The sequence below is a fragment of the Halarchaeum grantii genome (assembly GCF_014647455.2).
In the GTDB taxonomy this organism is placed as follows: domain Archaea; phylum Halobacteriota; class Halobacteria; order Halobacteriales; family Halobacteriaceae; genus Halarchaeum; species Halarchaeum grantii.
On sequence record NZ_BMPF01000006.1, the window covers coordinates 1 to 15,874 of the forward strand.

The 15,874-nt window shown below is 70.1% G+C and carries 15 protein-coding genes; 11 read left to right on the forward strand and 4 right to left on the reverse strand.

Annotated features, from left to right (window positions below):
* Positions 1 to 170 precede the first annotated feature (170 nt).
* Positions 171 to 977 carry a VOC family protein gene (locus tag IEY12_RS14115; protein ID WP_188884309.1) on the reverse strand — a complete coding sequence of 269 codons (807 nt, stop codon included), beginning with the start codon at positions 975 to 977 and terminating at the stop codon, positions 171 to 173.
* Positions 978 to 1,064: 87 nt separating this feature from the next.
* Here IEY12_RS14115 and mvk point away from each other — a divergent pair, with 87 nt between their 5' ends.
* From mvk to IEY12_RS14130, 3 genes are all read left to right on the forward strand, one after another.
* On the forward strand, positions 1,065 to 2,048 hold the full coding sequence (mvk, locus tag IEY12_RS14120) for a mevalonate kinase (RefSeq protein ID WP_188884310.1): 984 nt from the start codon (positions 1,065 to 1,067) through the stop codon (positions 2,046 to 2,048).
* A 37-nt stretch (positions 2,049 to 2,085) separates the two neighbouring features.
* A complete protein-coding gene (locus tag IEY12_RS14125) occupies positions 2,086 to 2,832 on the forward strand; it encodes an isopentenyl phosphate kinase (RefSeq protein ID WP_188884311.1) in 747 nt (248 codons plus the stop codon).
* Between the two features lie 85 nt (positions 2,833 to 2,917).
* On the forward strand, positions 2,918 to 3,583 hold the full coding sequence (locus tag IEY12_RS14130; RefSeq protein WP_188884312.1) for a hypothetical protein: 666 nt from the start codon (positions 2,918 to 2,920) through the stop codon (positions 3,581 to 3,583).
* Between the two features lie 48 nt (positions 3,584 to 3,631).
* On the opposite strand, the gene IEY12_RS14135 is transcribed toward IEY12_RS14130, so the two are convergent.
* On the reverse strand, positions 3,632 to 4,486 hold the full coding sequence (locus tag IEY12_RS14135; RefSeq protein WP_188884313.1) for an aldo/keto reductase: 855 nt from the start codon (positions 4,484 to 4,486) through the stop codon (positions 3,632 to 3,634).
* Positions 4,487 to 4,645: 159 nt separating this feature from the next.
* On the opposite strand from IEY12_RS14135, the gene IEY12_RS14140 reads away from it, so the two are divergent.
* Positions 4,646 to 6,403, forward strand: coding sequence for a glutamate--tRNA ligase (locus IEY12_RS14140; protein ID WP_188884314.1), 1,758 nt, complete (start codon positions 4,646 to 4,648; stop codon positions 6,401 to 6,403).
* A 28-nt stretch (positions 6,404 to 6,431) separates the two neighbouring features.
* Here the strand turns inward: IEY12_RS14140 and IEY12_RS14145 are convergent, their stop codons facing one another.
* Together IEY12_RS14145 and tmcA are read right to left on the reverse strand one after the other, a co-directional pair.
* Positions 6,432 to 6,905 carry a DUF456 family protein gene (locus IEY12_RS14145; protein ID WP_188884315.1) on the reverse strand — a complete coding sequence of 158 codons (474 nt, stop codon included), beginning with the start codon at positions 6,903 to 6,905 and terminating at the stop codon, positions 6,432 to 6,434.
* Complete coding sequence (gene tmcA / locus IEY12_RS14150; protein WP_188884316.1) at positions 6,905 to 9,154, reverse strand: tRNA(Met) cytidine acetyltransferase TmcA; 2,250 nt, start codon at positions 9,152 to 9,154, stop codon at positions 6,905 to 6,907. The genes IEY12_RS14145 and tmcA overlap by 1 nt, the downstream gene beginning before the upstream one ends.
* A 238-nt stretch (positions 9,155 to 9,392) precedes the next feature.
* Between tmcA and rpl7ae the strand changes: the two genes are divergently transcribed.
* From rpl7ae to IEY12_RS14185, 7 genes are all read left to right on the forward strand, one after another.
* The gene (gene rpl7ae / locus IEY12_RS14155; protein ID WP_123076749.1) at positions 9,393 to 9,755 is read left to right on the forward strand and encodes a 50S ribosomal protein L7Ae; all 363 of its coding nucleotides are present in this window, start codon (positions 9,393 to 9,395) and stop codon (positions 9,753 to 9,755) included.
* 4 nt (positions 9,756 to 9,759) lie between these two features.
* A complete protein-coding gene (locus IEY12_RS14160; protein WP_123076751.1) occupies positions 9,760 to 9,987 on the forward strand; it encodes a 30S ribosomal protein S28e in 228 nt (75 codons plus the stop codon).
* Positions 9,987 to 10,181 (forward strand): 50S ribosomal protein L24e, encoded by a 195-nt coding sequence (locus tag IEY12_RS14165; RefSeq protein ID WP_123076753.1) that lies wholly within the window; start codon positions 9,987 to 9,989, stop codon positions 10,179 to 10,181. The genes IEY12_RS14160 and IEY12_RS14165 overlap by 1 nt, the downstream gene beginning before the upstream one ends.
* The gene (ndk, locus tag IEY12_RS14170; protein WP_188884317.1) at positions 10,182 to 10,664 is read left to right on the forward strand and encodes a nucleoside-diphosphate kinase; all 483 of its coding nucleotides are present in this window, start codon (positions 10,182 to 10,184) and stop codon (positions 10,662 to 10,664) included.
* Between the two features lie 124 nt (positions 10,665 to 10,788).
* Positions 10,789 to 12,849, forward strand: coding sequence for a hypothetical protein (locus IEY12_RS14175; protein ID WP_188884318.1), 2,061 nt, complete (start codon positions 10,789 to 10,791; stop codon positions 12,847 to 12,849).
* 25 nt (positions 12,850 to 12,874) lie between these two features.
* The gene (locus tag IEY12_RS14180; RefSeq protein ID WP_188884319.1) at positions 12,875 to 14,908 is read left to right on the forward strand and encodes a hypothetical protein; all 2,034 of its coding nucleotides are present in this window, start codon (positions 12,875 to 12,877) and stop codon (positions 14,906 to 14,908) included.
* Positions 14,909 to 14,971: 63 nt separating this feature from the next.
* The gene (locus tag IEY12_RS14185) at positions 14,972 to 15,733 is read left to right on the forward strand and encodes a GTP cyclohydrolase III (protein ID WP_188884320.1); all 762 of its coding nucleotides are present in this window, start codon (positions 14,972 to 14,974) and stop codon (positions 15,731 to 15,733) included.
* Positions 15,734 to 15,874 lie beyond the last annotated feature (141 nt).

The following is a 15,874-nucleotide window of genomic DNA, read 5'->3' on the forward strand; positions in this document are numbered from 1 at the left end:
GGCGATTTCAGCCATCAACCAGCAGAAACTCGCACCGCCTCGCTTTTCAGCCTTAACTAAACACCGCGGGAGGCGCTCGCCCGGACGCTGAAGGAGCGCTACGACGGCGTCGTCGTGTTGGAGGTGATGCCGCACGCGCAGGCCGACGCGCTCGCGCGCTTCGAGGCGGCTTAGCGCTCGACGACCCCGAGCCGGTAGTCGAAGCCCTCGACGAAACGGACGCGCTTCCCGAAGAGGGTGCGCGTGGCGTCGAGCGGGTGGCGTGTCGCGGCGTCCTCGACGTCGGCGCTGAGGAGGACGGACGCGGGACACGGTCCGAAGCGCTCGAGGCGTTCGCGGACCGGCCCGCCGTCGGGTTCGCAGAGGACGGCGTCCTGTCCGGGGAAAGCCGCGAGCGTGCCGAAGCGGTCGTCGTAGTCGCGCTCGGGCGCGGGGAGTCGATAGAGCCGAGTGAAGCGCTCGACGGCGGCCTCGAGGTCGTGGACGGCGAGGACGACGCGGCCGATGCCGGAGACGGGCGAGCCGTAGAGGGTGCTGTCGGGGACGCGGTACTCGCGGGGGGTACGGTCGGAGATGACGAACGGGAGGACGCTGTCGTCGCCGCCGAGGAAGCCGACGTCCCACTCGGCGGCGCCGTGCTCCGTCTCGCGGCGGCCGCGAACGGGTCCGTGAACGGTGACGTCGTGGCTGATGGCGCGCTGGAGTTCGCTGTGGACGCTCCCGGCGTCGACGCACCACGCGCAGGGGCCGGCGTCGGCGGCGAGGAACTCCGGCCAGTGGCCGGCCCGTGTGCCGGTATCGACGGGCGCGAGGAGTTCGAGGTAGGAGCCGTCCGGGAGGACGAGCATCGCCATCTCGGTGCCCATCGTCGGGTGCTTACCGCCGTATCGGGGCTCGAAGCCGGCGTTCTCGAAGCGCGTGACGAGCGTGTCGAGGTCGGAGCCGGCGACGGGGACGTGGTCGATGACCGGGCGCATACGTCGGGTTGCACGCGGAGGGTGATAGGCGGCGCGGCCGGGAGGATTCCGAAAGGGTACTTACGGCGGGGCGCCGCGTGTTCGGGTATGCCGACCACTTCGAGCGCTCCCGGGAAGGTCTACCTCTTCGGGGAGCACGCGGTCGTCTACGGCGAGCCGGCGGTGCCGTGCGCCATCGAGCGCCGGGCGTCGGTGACGGTCCGCGAGCGGGACGACGACCGACTGCGAGTGAGCGCGGACGACTTGACGCTGGACGGGTTCACGGTCGAGTACGGCGTCGACGGCGGGTCGCCGGACGTTGACGTCCCGACGCCGCTCATCGAGGCGGCGATGGGGTACGTGGACGCGTCGGTGGCGGCGGCGCGCGACGCGGCGGGTCGCCCGCAGGCGGGCTTCGACGTCGAGATCGAGAGCGACATCCCGCTGGGCGCGGGCCTCGGCTCGTCGGCGGCGGTCGTGGTCGCGGCCGTGGACGCGGCGACGCGCGAACTCGGCGTGGAGCTCGCGCCGGAGGAGGTCGCCGAGTACGCCTACGAGGTGGAGTACGAGGTGCAGGAGGGGGAGGCCTCGCGCGCGGACACGTTCTGCTCGGCGATGGGCGGGGCGGTCCGCGTGGAGGGCGACGCCTGCGAGACGCTGGACGCGCCCGACCTCCCGTTCGTCGTGGGGTACGACGGCGCGAGTCACGACACGGGCGCGCTCGTCGCGGGGGTGCGCGCGCTGAAGGACGAGTACGACTTCGCCGAAGACACCGTTGAGGCGATCGGCGATCTGGTGCGGCAGGGCGAGGACGCGCTCGCCGAGGGCGACGTCGCGGAGCTGGGGCGGCTGATGGACTTCAATCACGGGCTGCTGTCGGCGCTCGGCGTCTCCGCGCGCTCGCTGGACGAGATGGTGTGGGCGGCGCGGGACGCGGGCGCGAGCGGCGCGAAGCTGACGGGCGCGGGCGGTGGCGGCTGTATCGTCGCGCTCGACGCGGGCGATTCGACGGAGACCGCGCTCTCGCTGACGCCGACGTGCGCGGAGGCGTTCCGCGCGTCGCTCGCCCACGAGGGGGTGCGTGCGGAATGATGCACGCTGAACACGTCCGTCGACGGGGGTGCCGGGCGTGACGACCGTTCTGAAGCTCGGCGGGAGCGTCGTTACGGCGAAGGACGAGCCGGAGACGGTGGACGCGGACGCGCTCGCGGCGGCGGCGGACGCGCTCGCGGACGCGACGGACGCCTCGAACGACGCGGACGTCGTGCTCGTGCACGGCGGCGGGTCGTTCGGGCACCCGCACGCGGCCGAGCACGGCGTTTCGCCGACCGCGGGGACGCACGACGCGGGCGCGGTGCGGGAGATTCACGGCGCGATGCGGCGGCTGAACGAACGCGTGTGTGCGGCGCTCGGGGAGCGCGGCGTCCCGGCGGTCCCACATCACCCGCACTCGGCGGGATACGTCGACGGCGACGAGACGCTGGCGCTCCCGCCGGACGGCGTCGGCGCGAAGCTCGACGAGGGGTTCCTGCCGGTGTTGCACGGCGACGTCGTGACGCACGTCGGCGCGGGCGCGACGGTGGTGAGCGGGGACGACCTCGTGGTGACGCTCGCGCGCGGCCTCGACGCGGACCGCGTCGGCGTCTGCTCGACGGTTCCCGGCGTGCTGGACGACGGTGGCGACGTGATTCCCGAGATAACGGCGTACGCGGACGTCGCGGACGTCCTCGGTGGGAGCGATTCGACGGACGTCACCGGGGGGATGGCGGGGAAGGTCCGCGCGCTCCTCGCGCTCGACGCGCCCGTCTCGCTCTTCGGCCCGGACGCGCTCGCGGCGTTCCTCGCGGGCGATGAACCGGGGACGCTCGTCGACTGAGCCGCCAAAACACTTGCAACGGTGGGGGGTGGCCGAGAGCGCCTGAGTACGAAGCTTTAACTAGGAATCGTTGATCCACCAGACCATGCCACGACAGGACTCGCGGACGGGGCGGCGGGCGTTCCTCGGGACGCTCGGGGCGGGGATCGGTGTCGCTCTCGCCGGTTGCGGTGGTTCCGGTACGGGGGCCGATGGCCCCTACTTCAGAGATGGGTTCGAGGACGGGACCGACGCGTGGACGGCCGTCGAGGACGGCTGGGGGCGAAGCGACGAATACGCCCACGAGGGCAACTACGCCGCGAGTATCGATGCCGACGGGACCACGGAGGTTATCGCACGGGCCACGCTCGCGGAGCCGCGACAGCCGAGCGAGTTCGAGTACGCGTGGCGCGAGACCGCGGGTAGCTACGGCGGCGGCGTTCGGCTCGTGAACGAGAGCGGCGACGTCGAACTCGCGTTCGCGACCGATAACCCACAGTGGGTGGTCGGCGACGCGAACTCGACGACGCAGGTCGCGGAGGGTGTCGGCTACGAGACGTGGGTCCGGACGGCCGCGTCGTTCGACTGGAGGGCGGGGGACGCCGAGGTGACGTTTCAGGACGCGTCGTCGGAGGCGTCGTACTCGGGGCGTCACTCCCTCGCCAGCGTGGAGAACATCGCGGCGATCGAACTGTACGCCTACACGAGCGAGAACAACTGGATGAACACGTCCTGCGAGATGTGGTGGGACGATATCGTCGTGCACCGCTAGCCCGGCGTCGAGTGCGGTGTGCGTCCCACTACGACGACGCCGTGGGGGTTAGACGTCGTCGAGGGTGGCGCGCTCCTCGTCCGTGAGGTCGATGCCGCTCGCGGCGACGTTCGCCTCGAGGTGCTCGACGCTCGAGGTGCCCGGAATCGGGAGCGTGACGTCGCTGTGGTCGAGGAGCCACGCGAGCGCGATCTGGTAGACGGAGGCGTCGTGGGCGTCCGCGACGGATTCGACTGCCTCGCGCGTCTCGCCCTCGAAGCCGCTGCCCCAGCCGACGGGCGCGTAGGGGATGAAGCCGATGTCGTGTTCCTCGCAGGCCTCGAGCACGTCCTCGTGCTCGCGGTTGCCGACGTTGTACTCGTTCTGGACGGTCGCGACCTCGACGTGCTCGCGTGCGGTCTCGAGCTCCTCGACGGTGACGTTCGAGAGGCCGACGTGCTCCACGAGGCCGTCGTCCTTCAGCTCGGCGAACGCCTGCACGGACGCCTCGAACTCGGTGTCCGGGTCGGGTCGGTGGAACTGGTAGAGGTCGATCGTCTCGACGCCGAGGCGGTCGCGGCTCGCGAGCACCTGATTGCGGATGTAGTCGGGGTCGCCGTGCGCGATCCAGTCGCTCTCGCGGTTCCGGAGGAGGCCGGCCTTCGTGGCGACGACGAGGTCGTCGCGGGACGCATCAAGCGCCTCGCCGATGAGGCGCTCGGAGACGCCGGGGCCGTAGGAGTCGGCGGTGTCGATGAAGTCGACGCCGACGTCGTCCGCGCACTGGAGGACGTCGCGGGCGTTCGCCTCGTCCTCGGGCGGGCCGATGATGTCGGGGCCGCAGAGGCGCATCGCGCCGAAGCCGAGTCGGTGGACGGTCAACTCGCCGCCGATGTCGAAGGTGTCGCTCTGGTTGCTGACCATACCGCTGCTTGTAGCGGCCGCCGGTAAGTCGCTGGGAAGGCGGCAGGCCGGGCGGGCTTTCGTCACCCGCGCCGGTACTTTCCTCGGAGGCGCCACCGTTCGCGACGGCGAGGCGGAGAATCCAAACGAATTTCCTCGTACCCCGGCTATTCTCCCCTAATGGACGAGGACCTCCGCAAGCGGATCCGCCGGGAGGCCGAGGCGAACGCGCTGTTCAACGCGCTGAAACACGAGAGCGACGCCCAGGTCGGCGCGATCCTCGGGCCGCTGATGGGCGAGAACCCCGAGTTCCGCGAGCACGGCGACGAGGTCTCAGGCGTCGTCGCGCCCGTCGTGAACGAGGTGAACGGTCTCGACGAGGCGGAGAAACGCGCGCGCCTCGAGGAAATCGCGCCCGAGCGCCTCGAAGAGCTCGACGCCGAGGACGAGGGCGAGGACCACCCGCTGCCCGACCTCCCGAACGCCGAGGAGTACGAGGAGGTACGGATGCGCTGTGCGCCGAACCCGAACGGCCCGTGGCACCTCGGACACGCGCGGATGCCCTCGGTCATCGGGACGTACAAGGAGCGCTACGACGGCTGGATGCTGGTGCGCTTCGACGACACCGACCCGGAGACGAAGCGCCCCGACCTCGAGGCCTACGACGCCATCCTCGACGACATCGACTACCTCGGCTTCGAGCCGGACGAAGTGGTCACGGCCTCCGAGCGGATGGAGACCTACTACGAGCACGCCCGCGAGCTCATCGAGTTGGGCGGGGCCTACACGTGTAGCTGTTCGGGTGAGGCGTTCTCCGAGCTGAAGAACGACGGTGAGGCGTGCCCGCACCGCGAGAAGGACGTCGACACCGTCCGCGCGGAGTTCGCGGAGATGGTTGAGGGCGAGTACGAGTCCGGCGAGATGGTGCTGCGCGTGAAGACGGACATCGAGCACAAGAACCCCGCGCTGCGCGACTTCGTGGCGTTCCGCATGGTGGACACGCCGCATCCGCGCGAGGCGGCGAGCGACTATCGGTGTTGGCCGATGCTCGACTTCCAGTCCGGCATCGACGACCATCTCCTCGGTATCACGCACATCATCCGCGGCATCGACCTGCAGGACTCCGCGAAGCGCCAGCAGTTCGTCTACGACTACTTCGACTGGGAGTATCCCGAAGTGGTTCACTGGGGCCACGTCCAAGTGGACGCCTACGACGTGAAGATGAGCACGTCGACCATCAAGGAGCGAATCGACGCCGGCGACCTCGACGGCTGGGACGACCCGCGGGCGCCCACCCTGCAGTCCGTCCGCCGGCGCGGCATCCGGGGGGACGCCATCGTGGACGCGATGGTCGAACTCGGCACCTCGACGTCGGACGTCGACCTCGCGATGTCGAGCATCTACGCGAACAACCGCGACATCGTGGACGAGGAGACCCCGCGAGCGTTCCTCGTCCGCGACGGCTTCGACGCCCGCGACCCCGACGCCGAGACGGCGTACGAGGCCACCGAGGTGCCGGTCGCCGGCGGCCCTGACAGCGCGCATCCGCCCGTCCACCCGAACCACGAGGAGCGCGGGACGCGCGACATCCCCGTCGGCGACGCGGTACTCGTCGAGTCCCGCGACCTCCCCGCCGAGGGCGAGCGCGTCTGGCTGAAGGGGTACGGCCCCGTCCGCTACGACGGCGAGGGGTTCAGCTACACGGACGACGGCATCGACGTCGTTCGCGAGGAGGGCGTCGACGTCGTTCACTGGGTGCCCGCCGACGACAACGTGCCCGTCCGGATGCGCCGCATGGACGGCGACGTCCACGGCTACGCCGAACCCGGCTACGCGGCGTACGAACCCGACGACCTCGTGCAGTTCGTCCGCGTCGGCTTCGCGCGCTATGACCGCGAGAACGAGGCGGAGACGGTCGCGTACTTCGCGCACGAGTAGTCGCGGACTTGAGCGCCACGACGCACGTTCACGCGTAGTGGACGAGGAGGAGCGCGCCGAAGACGACGCCCGTGCAGAGGAGCTGGACGAGCGCGGACACGAGGATACCGGCGCTCGCCGTGAGCGCCGCCCGAACGCTCTTCTCGCCGTCGCCGTGACGGCGGTACTCGCAGACGACGATGGTGCCGACGACGCCGATGGCGATCCCGATGGGGCCGCCGAGCGGGAGCAGGAGGAGGCCGACGACGCCGGCGAGCACGGTGGTCCGCGTCGAAGCGCCGCCCGCGTAGCCGGCGAGCGCGCCACCGAACCAGTCGACGGCGGTCGCGACGACGCAGAGGGCGACGAGTACCGCGAGGACGAGCGCGCCCGGGTCGCCGGTCTGCCACCAGTAGACGGCGACGCCGGCGAGCGAGACGAGGCCGCTCGGGAGGAGCGGGAGGACGCTCCCGACCATCCCGAGCGCGAGCAGGCCGAACGCGAGGATGACGAGCGCGTCCATCAGCGGTGGCGCTCGCGCTCGCGTTCGGCGACATCGCCGCCCCACGCGTCACAGAGCGGTTGCAGCGCGTCGCCGAACGCCCGCATCGCCTGCCCCGTCGAGTGATAGCCGAGCTCCTCGGCGACGTCGTCCCACGGCCGACACTGGAGGAGCTTCAGGACGAGGAGGCGCTCGCGGCGCACGGCGTCGCGCCCCTCGGCGGCGAGCGCCGGTGCGTCCTCGCGGACGAGCGCGCAAACGGCGAGACGCCGGAAGGGTTCGGGGTCGACGCTGTACATCGCGGAGCCGTACGCGGAGCCGGCGACGACGCGCCACCGGTCGTCGGAGAGGCCGGGTTCGGGGGTGGCGTCGCAGGCGGCGAGCGCGGCGCGCGCGACGTCCGCGTCGAGGTCGGTGAGGCTGTCCGCGAGCACGCCGGCGATGCGCTCCGTGAACCACGCCTCGTGGCGCGCGGCGAGCGCCTCCCCGCGCTCGCTCAGTGGGTCGAGCATGATCGCGGAGTACTCGCCGCTCGTGTCGTTTCGCGTGGTGGAGAGGTGGACGGTCGAGAACCCGTTTCGCGCCCAGAAGGAGAGCAGGTCGGGCGTCGCGCCGTAGCCGACGCCGAGCCAGTCCGCCTCCCGGAACTCCTCTCGAACGCCGTCGAGGAGCGCGGAGCCCAGTCCCCGGGAGCGCGCGGCGTGGTGAGTGGCGATGCGGACGATGCGGTGGCCGACGGGCGCGGCGGCCGCCTCGTCGCGGAGTTGGCTCGTGAGGACGTCCGGGAGCATGTTCCCCTTCACGCGGCTCCCGGTGTACATCGCCTCGCGCGTCTCGGCGTCGAGGCCGCCCTCGCGGGCGAGGAGGCAGACGGCGACGACGTGGCCGTCGTGGCACAGCGCGCGGACGCGGAGGTTCGGCGCGTCGAGGAGGCGGGCGAGGTCGTCGGGTTCGGTCCGGTAGTGCGCGGCGACGAGCAGGCCGAACGCCTCGCGGAGTAGGTGTTCGTCGTCGGCGAGCGTCGCCTGCTCGAGGGCGACGTACTCGCAGGCTTCGGGGTCGGCGTCCGCGACGAGCGGGTCCACGGGCGGGCGGGCGTCCAGGAGGAGCGCGCGGAACGCCCACACCTCGACGGGGTCGCCGACGGCGTATCGGATGGGGTCGTCGAGCCGAACGTCCGCCACGTCGAGGTCGCTCCCCGCGAGCGTCTCCCGGAAGCGCACGTCGAAGCCGCGTCCGGCGCCCTCGTAGCCGTGGACGGTCGTGGTGAACGCGACGCGGGGGGCGTCGAGGAACGCCTCGAGGAGGCGGACGGGGAGCGCGGCGGCCTCGTCGACGAGGGCGACGTCCGGGTCGCCGGGTAGGTCGGCGGCCGCCGGCGGCTTGGCGAAGCGGACGCGGCCGCCGTCCGCGAGGGCGAGTCGCGTCGTCTCCGAGCGGTCGTACTCAGCGTCGAGGCGGTCGCAGACGTCCTCCGCGCGCGCGTAGAGTTCGCGGACGCTCCGGAACGCCGGGGCGGTGACGAGGACGTCCAGCCCCTCTTCCGCGAGGCAGGCCGCCGCGATGCCGGCCGCGCTCGACTTCCCGCGCCCGCGGTCGGCCTCCGCGACGACCGCCGATCCCGGGTCGCGGAGCGCCTCGAAGGCGTGGACCGCGTCGACCTGATCGGGAGTACGGCAGGCCTCGTAGGCCGCCCGCGGGAAGGCGTGCTCGTCGGGCGGCGACGGCTCACGGCGGGCGAGACGCGGCGCCGGATATGTGAGGCCGTCGTCCGCGACGGTTCCGGTGTCGACGTCGACGATGGCGACGCCACGGTGCGCGCGCAGCGTGGCGACGAGGCGGGCGCGAAAGCGGCCCGCGACGTCGTCGCGGTCGAACGGCGGGACGGCCATCCCCTCGTCGAAGCGGTCGCGTCGCGCCGACCATTCGTCGAGCGGCGGCGTGACGAGCACGAGGAGGCCGCCGCCGTCGACGGCACCGGTCACGCGCCCGAGGGCGTTCGGCCGGCACTCCTCGCGCGCGTCGTAGACGACGGCCTCGCGCGTGGTCCCGAGGAGGGCGCCCGCATCGCGCGGCGTCACGTGCTCGCAGGCGAGCGCGTCGCGGTGGCCGACGAGCGTCGCGTCCGCCATCGCGACGTCGGCGGCGTCCAGCGCCTCGCGCGCGGCGTCGAGGCCCGCGTCACCGGCCCCCGAGAGGACGAGCAGGCGCCGCTCGTTCGTCGCGCGGGCCTCCGCGCGGAGTCGACTGGCGACGTCCCTGACGGTCATCACGCGGGGTTGGCGCGCGAGGAGGAAGGGCGTTGCCCTCCGGGCCGCGACGCGGGCATCGTGACCGCGTCCGGTCCGTGCCTCGCGTTCGCACTCCGGCGGGCTTTGAAAGCGTTTTTAACCGAGGGGTTCGGAATACGGGGTACAGCCTTCGGGGGGTCATGATGCTCCTAGTCGCCACGGGACTTCGGTCGGCGGCGGAGCGCAAGCCCGCCCGAGGGAGTAGGTGAACGTAAAAATGCCAGTATACGTTGATTACGACGTCCCGGCCGACCTGCAGGAGCGAGCGCTCGAAGCGCTCGAGGTTGCCCGCGACACCGGTAGTGTCAAGAAAGGTACGAACGAGACGACCAAGGCCGTCGAGCGCGGCAACGCGGACCTCGTCCTCGTCGCCGAGGACGTCTCCCCCGAGGAGATCGTCCTCCACCTCCCCGAGCTCGCCGACGAGAAGGGCATCCCCTACATCTTCGTCGAGACGCAGGACGAACTCGGCGTCGCCGCCGGTCTCGAAGTCGGTTCCGCCGCCGCCGCCGTCGTCGACGCCGGCGACGCGGAGGACGACGTCGAGGACATCGGCGCGAAGATCGAGGAGCTGAAGTAACCCCATGAGTGCCGAGGAATCGGAAACCCAGGATTCCACGTCCGCCGAAGTCATCGAGGTCGTCGGCAAGACCGGGATGCACGGCGAGGCGATGCAGGTGAAGTGCCGACTTCAGGAAGGCTCCAACCAGGGCCGCATCATCACGCGGAACGTCCTCGGCCCGACGCGGGTCGGCGACGTCCTCCAGCTGCGTGAGACGGCCCGCGAAGCCGACTCCATCGGAGGTCAGTAATGCCCCAGACCCGAGAGTGTGACTACTGTGGGGCGGACATCGAGCCCGGGACGGGTACGATGTTCGTCTACAACGACGGACGCACCGTGCACTTCTGCTCGTCGAAGTGCGAGAAGAACGCCGACCTCGGCCGCGAACCCCGCGAGCTCGAGTGGACCGACGAGGGCCACGCGCAGGCCGGCGAGGGCGAATAGATGAGCCACCACGACGAGCGGACGTTCGTGATGGTCAAGCCCGACGGCGTCCAGCGCGGTCTCATCGGCGAGATCGTCGGCCGCCTCGAAGACAAGGGCCTGAAGATGGTCGGCGGGAAGTTCATGCAGATCGACGAGGAGCTCGCCCACGAGCACTACGGCGAGCACGAGGGCAAGCCCTTCTTCGAGGGCCTCGTCGAGTTCATCACCTCCGGACCGGTCTTCGCGATGGTCTGGGAGGGCGCGGACGCGACGCGACAGGTTCGCCAGATGATGGGCGCGACGGACGCGCAGGAGGCCGCTCCCGGCACCATCCGTGGTGACTTCGGGAACGACCTCGGACACAACGTCATCCACGGAAGCGACCACGAGGACGAGGGCGCGAACGAGCGCGAGATCGCCCTCTTCTTCGACGAGGACGAACTCGTCGACTGGGACGCCAACGAGGCGACCTGGGTCTACGAGGACGCGGGCGACCACTAACGGTCTCTCCTCTCCGTTCTCTCACGCCCGAGTAGCGACGCGTGGCGACACGCCGGCGCGTCATCGTCGCACGCGCTCGGGTCGACCGGCGTGCGTAAATAGTCACGAGAAGTATCTAGCCGCCGTGACGAGACGTGACGAACCGGTCGCTTTCGAGGCGGACGGTGACCGCCTTGACGTCCACGATACGGTGATGGACGCGACGTGCACCTTCACGGCGAGCGGGCCGCTCGACCCGGTCCGTGTCTCGACGGATCGGTTCCTCTTCCCCGTCGACGCCGCCGTCTCCGTGGAGACGGACGAACTCACGCTCCCGGCGCACGCGGGTCTGCGCGTCCGCTCGGAGGCCGGCGACGTCGTGGCGTCCGTCCCGGGCGAGCGCAAGTCCTTCACGCGAGGGGTCTACTACATCGAAGTGTCGTTGGGCTGTAAGCTCTATCTGAAGATGTTCGACGCCGCGTTCACGCTTCGCGGCGAACCGACGGACGGGCCGACCCCGACGACGGTCGAGTTCGAGGAGACGGCGCGCGTCGCGGTGGGTGCGCGCTCGCTCCACGAGCGGCCGGCGGCGACGATAACGATGCCGGACGAGCCGAGCGCGCTCCGGGAGGCGTTGCCGTATCTGGCGTCGGGGATAAAGGAGTGGTCGTGCGAGCGGTCGTGGCCGACGCTGCGCGGGCACCCGCCACGGCTCGAACGCGGGGACGCGCTCGCCATTCCCGACGCGCTCTCGAGGCCGGAGACGGGAGTGACGATCGCGGTGCCCGAGACGTACGCCGCGCTCTACACGGTCGCGCCCCTCGCCTACTACCTCGGTGCCGACATCGTTCCCGCCACCGACCCCGAACTCCGACTCGACAACGGATACACCGAGGCGTTCGCACAGCACGGAGAGTCGCTCGGGGAGGCCACGCGGGCGCTCCTTCGACACTGTTTCTTCCTGGACTCGCTGGTGCGCGTCGGTGGCTACTACACGATGGAGCGACAGGAGTACGAGGCCGTCGCGGGCGACCTCCCGTTCTACCCACCGAATCTCTACGAGGCTTCCATCCCCGAACAGCTGATGGAGTACCTCGAAGTCAAGGCAGAGCTCCTCTCACCCTATCTCCCGATGCATCAGTACGAGGCGACGCTTCGCGCGGCACCTACGGACGTCGAACTCCTCCCGTTCCTCCTCGACGACTTCGTGCCCGTCCGCGTCTCCGGGGCGCGACGAGCGAGCGCGAGCGACGCGCTCTACTCGGCCTACAGCACGGACCCGGTCCCGGAGGGAGCGACGAAGCTCTCCGTCGCGGGCTTCGAACACGGCCTCGACGCACCACCCCGGTCGGTCGAATCGGAACGCATCGCACTCCTCGGCGTCGGGGGTGACGTGATGGACGCGCTCGCCGCCGTCTTCATCGACCACGATGACGGGTCGTCGTACGAGGCGGCGACCATCGACCGCGCGAAGCCGACGGTGGCTGCCGTCGAGGACGCGCTCTCCTCCGACTACGACTTCGTCCACGTCGAGGCGCCCATCACCGCCGACGGAATCGAGTGCGTCGACGGCGTCCTCGATCCGGCGACACTCGATAACGTCTCGGCAGGGATCGCCTCGGTCGTCGGCCCGCTGTCCGAGGCGGGCACGGCTCTCGACGCGCTCGTCGAGCGTGGTGCGACCATGGGTGTCGCCTCCGAATCCATCACGAGCCGTGCGCTCGGCCACGTGCTCGGCCGCCTCCTCTCCGGCGCGCCGTTCGCGCAGTCCGTCGTCTGGGCCGACCACGACGGTGCGTACCGATTCGCGGGGGACGTCGTGGCGTGTCCGATAGTGCGCGAGGACGGGTCGACGCTCCCGGAGTACGTGCTTCGGTCGACGGCGCCGGACAGCCACCGGGTCTGGGTCGGGGCGTGGTCGGGGTTCGGCGGCGACAGCGGAACGGCCGTCGGGTTGGTGTCGGAGCACGTCGTCCAGCCACAGCGCCTCGCCGGAACGCTCCTCGAACAGCCTGCGTCGCTGTCGAGCGAGGAAGTCGCCGACCTCATCGAGGAGCGCGACAGCGTCTACGTACTGAACGGGGAGACCATCCAGCACGACCACGCACTCACGCCCGCCGACGTCCGCGACTCCGCGCGCCGCGCGCTCGACGACGGCGAGGCCGGGGTACGGAGTGGGTCCGAGACGACTGACCGCGAAGCGTAAATAGGCGAGCGGATTACCAGGAGGCGTGACGACGCAGGGGGAGACGCTCGTCGAGTTCGACGCTGACGGCCGGACGCTCACCGTCCGCGACGTGGTGATGGAGGCCTCGTGTACGTTCACGGCGAGCGACCCGACCGATCCGATTCGCGTATCGACCGACCGATTCCTCTTTCCGGTCGACGCAGCCGTCTCCTTCGAGACGGCATCGCTCTCCCTTCCCGCACACGCCGGCGTGTACGTCCGCGATGAGGAAGGACAGGTGCTCGGTCATCCGACCGAAACATCGACGGAGTACCTACCCGGGACGTACTACGTCGGCATCACGTCGTACTGCAAGCTCTACGTGAAGGTGTTCGACGCCGCCCTCGAAACCTCGATGGACCTTCACAACGGCACCGGCGCAGTCGACCTCGAGTTTGGCGAGCCCACTCGGGTAGCGGTGGGTGCGCGCTCGCTCCACGAGCGGCCGGCGGCGACGATAACGGTACCGGACGAGCCGAGCGCGCTCCGGGAGGCGCTGCCGTATCTGGCGTCGGGGATAAAGGAGTGGTCGTGCGAGCGGTCGTGGCCGACGCTGCGTGGGCACCCGCCACGGCTCGAACGCGGGGGCGCACTCGCCATTCCCGACGCGCTCTCGAGGCCGGAGACGGGGGTGACGATCGCGGTGCCCGAGACGTACGCCGCGCTCTACACGGTCGCGCCCCTCGTCTACTATCTCGGCGCCGACGTCGTTCCCGCCACCGACCCCGAAATCCGCCTCAAAAACGGCTATACGGAGCCACTCGGCGCTCCCGATGGCGCGCTTACGCGCCGGGTGCGTTCGCTGCTCGGTCGATGCCTCTTCTTGGATTCGCTCGTTCGAACCGCCGGGTATCACTCGGTCGATCGACAGGAGTACGAGGCCGTCGCGGGCAACCTCCCGTTCTACCCGCCGGAACTCTACGATGCCGCTATTCCCGAACAGCTGATGGAGTACCTCGAAGTCGAGGCGGAACTCCTCGAACGCTACGTCCCGGCGTGGTCCTACGATGTCGTCCTCGATGCTGAGCCAGCAGACGCCAAGCTCCTCCCGCACGTCCTCAACTCGGTCTCGCCGGTCCGGATGCGGGAAGTCGGGACGGGTGTGGAGTCGATTTGCGACGGGTACGGGTCGTCTCCTGTTCCGACTGGAGCGACGCACCTCTCTGTCGCGGGCTTCGAACACAACCTCGATGCACCGCCGCGAGAAGTGGCGTCGGAACGCGTTGCGCTCGTCGGCGTCGACGCCGAGAGCGACGCGATGGACGCGCTCTCGGCGACACTCACGGGAACGGAGCACCGCGAGGTCGAGAAACCGTTCGACGTGAAAACGGTGGAGGCGACACGCGAGGGCGTTCGAACGGCTCTCGAAACGGAGGCGTACGGGTTCGTCCACATCGGCGTCCCGCTGACCGACGCGGGGTTCGTCTGCGCGGACGGCGTGCTGCGTCCCGAAGATGTCGAGGAGGTGGCAGCACGCGTAGTGTCGGTCGTCGGCGATCTGTCTGTCACCGGGTCCGCGGTCGACGCGTTCGTCGAGCGTGGCGCGTGCCTCGCGTTCGCGACGACGGCGCTGCCGAGCCACCTCCTCGGGCACCTGCTCGGGAGACTGCTCTCGGGCGCGCCGTTCGCGAAGGCGGTGGAGTGGGGCGGCTTCGACGGGATCCGCTATCGGTTCGCCGGGGATGTGGCATCGCGTCTCGTGGCACGCGAAGGGGGGACGTGGATCCCGGAGTACGCCGTCGAGTCGATGACACCGGACGAGCACCGGCTATCGGTCATCACGTGGGGTGGTGATGTGGGGGCGGTGAGCGCCATCGAGTCGCCGTATATCGATTCCGGGCACTGGTTGGCTGGACAGCGATGCGAGCAGCCCGGGACGTTGACGAGCGAGGAGGTCGTCGATCTCGTCGACGACCAGGATGGGGTCTACGTGCTGAACGGCGAGGTCGTTCAGCGCGACGGCGTGACTGTGACGGCCGTCCGCGACTCCGCGCGCCGCGCGCTCGACGACGTCGCGTCGTCGGAGACCACCGAGTGACGTCCACTTCTGGGATGCAATCCAAAACCGATAAGCAATGGGGGCGACGAGGGTGACGTACTCGTGACGAACGCCCAGATCACTCTCGTCCAACTCGACAACTACGGACCGTGGACGGTGACGCCGGAGCCCCGCCGCGAGGCCGACCTCCAGACGATGCAGTCGCGTCTCTTCGCGGACCTCTCGCAGTTCTTCGGCACCCGCGACGGCTACGTCTTCTTCACGCGCTTCGACAACATGATCGCGGTGACGAACGGCGCCGACCTCGAGGACCACGCGCGGGTGCAGGAGTCCATCCGGAACCGCTATCCCGTCACCGTGAGCCTCGGCATCGGGACGGGCGCGAGCCCGACGGACGCGCTCGTCGACGCGACCGCACACCTCCAGGCCGCCGGGAGCGCGCAGGACGCGGAGCGCCGCGAGGTGTTGGGCGGCCAGCCGCTCGCCGACGACGAACGCGCGGACGACGACGTCCACATCGCACACTTCGACGTGAATGACGCCACCGGGAAGTACACGGACGAACTCGACGCGTTCTCGACGTTCGTCCGCATCGAACAGGGGTACGCGTCGCTGATGCGCGTCCTCCACGACGAGTACGGTGGCCTCGGGTTCTTCGTCGGCGGCGACAACGTCGTCGCGATCGTTCCCGAACTCGACCGCGCGGCGTACGAGGCGGTCATCGAGCACGTCCGCGCGGAAGCCGACATGTCGCTGAAAGTCGGTGTCGGGAGCGGCCACACCGCGACCGACGCGGGGTTGGCGGCGAAGCACGCGCTCGAACGCTGCCGCGAGGACGGGACCATCGTCGAGGGCGACGTCTGAATTAACTCAGAGCGTACTCCCTAATTTTGTACTCGTTCGGTACTCACACCACGCTTTTACTTCCCGCGCCCGTCGTCTCCGATGATGTCAATCGACGTCCCGAACACCCTGGCTACGGCGCTCGAGGAGTCCTCCGACGAC

What these genes read in the sequence shown, in the direction of transcription:
- IEY12_RS14115 (WP_188884309.1), bottom strand. Translation starts at nt 977, where the DNA reads ATGCGCCCGGTCATCGACCACGTCCCCGTCGCCGGCTCCGACCTCGAC.
- mvk (WP_188884310.1), top strand. Translation starts at nt 1,065, where the DNA reads ATGCCGACCACTTCGAGCGCTCCCGGGAAGGTCTACCTCTTCGGGGAG.
- IEY12_RS14130 (WP_188884312.1), top strand. Translation starts at nt 2,918, where the DNA reads ATGCCACGACAGGACTCGCGGACGGGGCGGCGGGCGTTCCTCGGGACG.
- IEY12_RS14135 (WP_188884313.1), bottom strand. Translation starts at nt 4,486, where the DNA reads ATGGTCAGCAACCAGAGCGACACCTTCGACATCGGCGGCGAGTTGACC.
- IEY12_RS14140 (WP_188884314.1), top strand. Translation starts at nt 4,646, where the DNA reads ATGGACGAGGACCTCCGCAAGCGGATCCGCCGGGAGGCCGAGGCGAAC.
- IEY12_RS14145 (WP_188884315.1), bottom strand. Translation starts at nt 6,905, where the DNA reads ATGGACGCGCTCGTCATCCTCGCGTTCGGCCTGCTCGCGCTCGGGATG.
- tmcA (WP_188884316.1), bottom strand. Translation starts at nt 9,154, where the DNA reads ATGACCGTCAGGGACGTCGCCAGTCGACTCCGCGCGGAGGCCCGCGCG.
- rpl7ae (WP_123076749.1), top strand. Translation starts at nt 9,393, where the DNA reads ATGCCAGTATACGTTGATTACGACGTCCCGGCCGACCTGCAGGAGCGA.
- IEY12_RS14160 (WP_123076751.1), top strand. Translation starts at nt 9,760, where the DNA reads ATGAGTGCCGAGGAATCGGAAACCCAGGATTCCACGTCCGCCGAAGTC.
- IEY12_RS14165 (WP_123076753.1), top strand. Translation starts at nt 9,987, where the DNA reads ATGCCCCAGACCCGAGAGTGTGACTACTGTGGGGCGGACATCGAGCCC.
- ndk (WP_188884317.1), top strand. Translation starts at nt 10,182, where the DNA reads ATGAGCCACCACGACGAGCGGACGTTCGTGATGGTCAAGCCCGACGGC.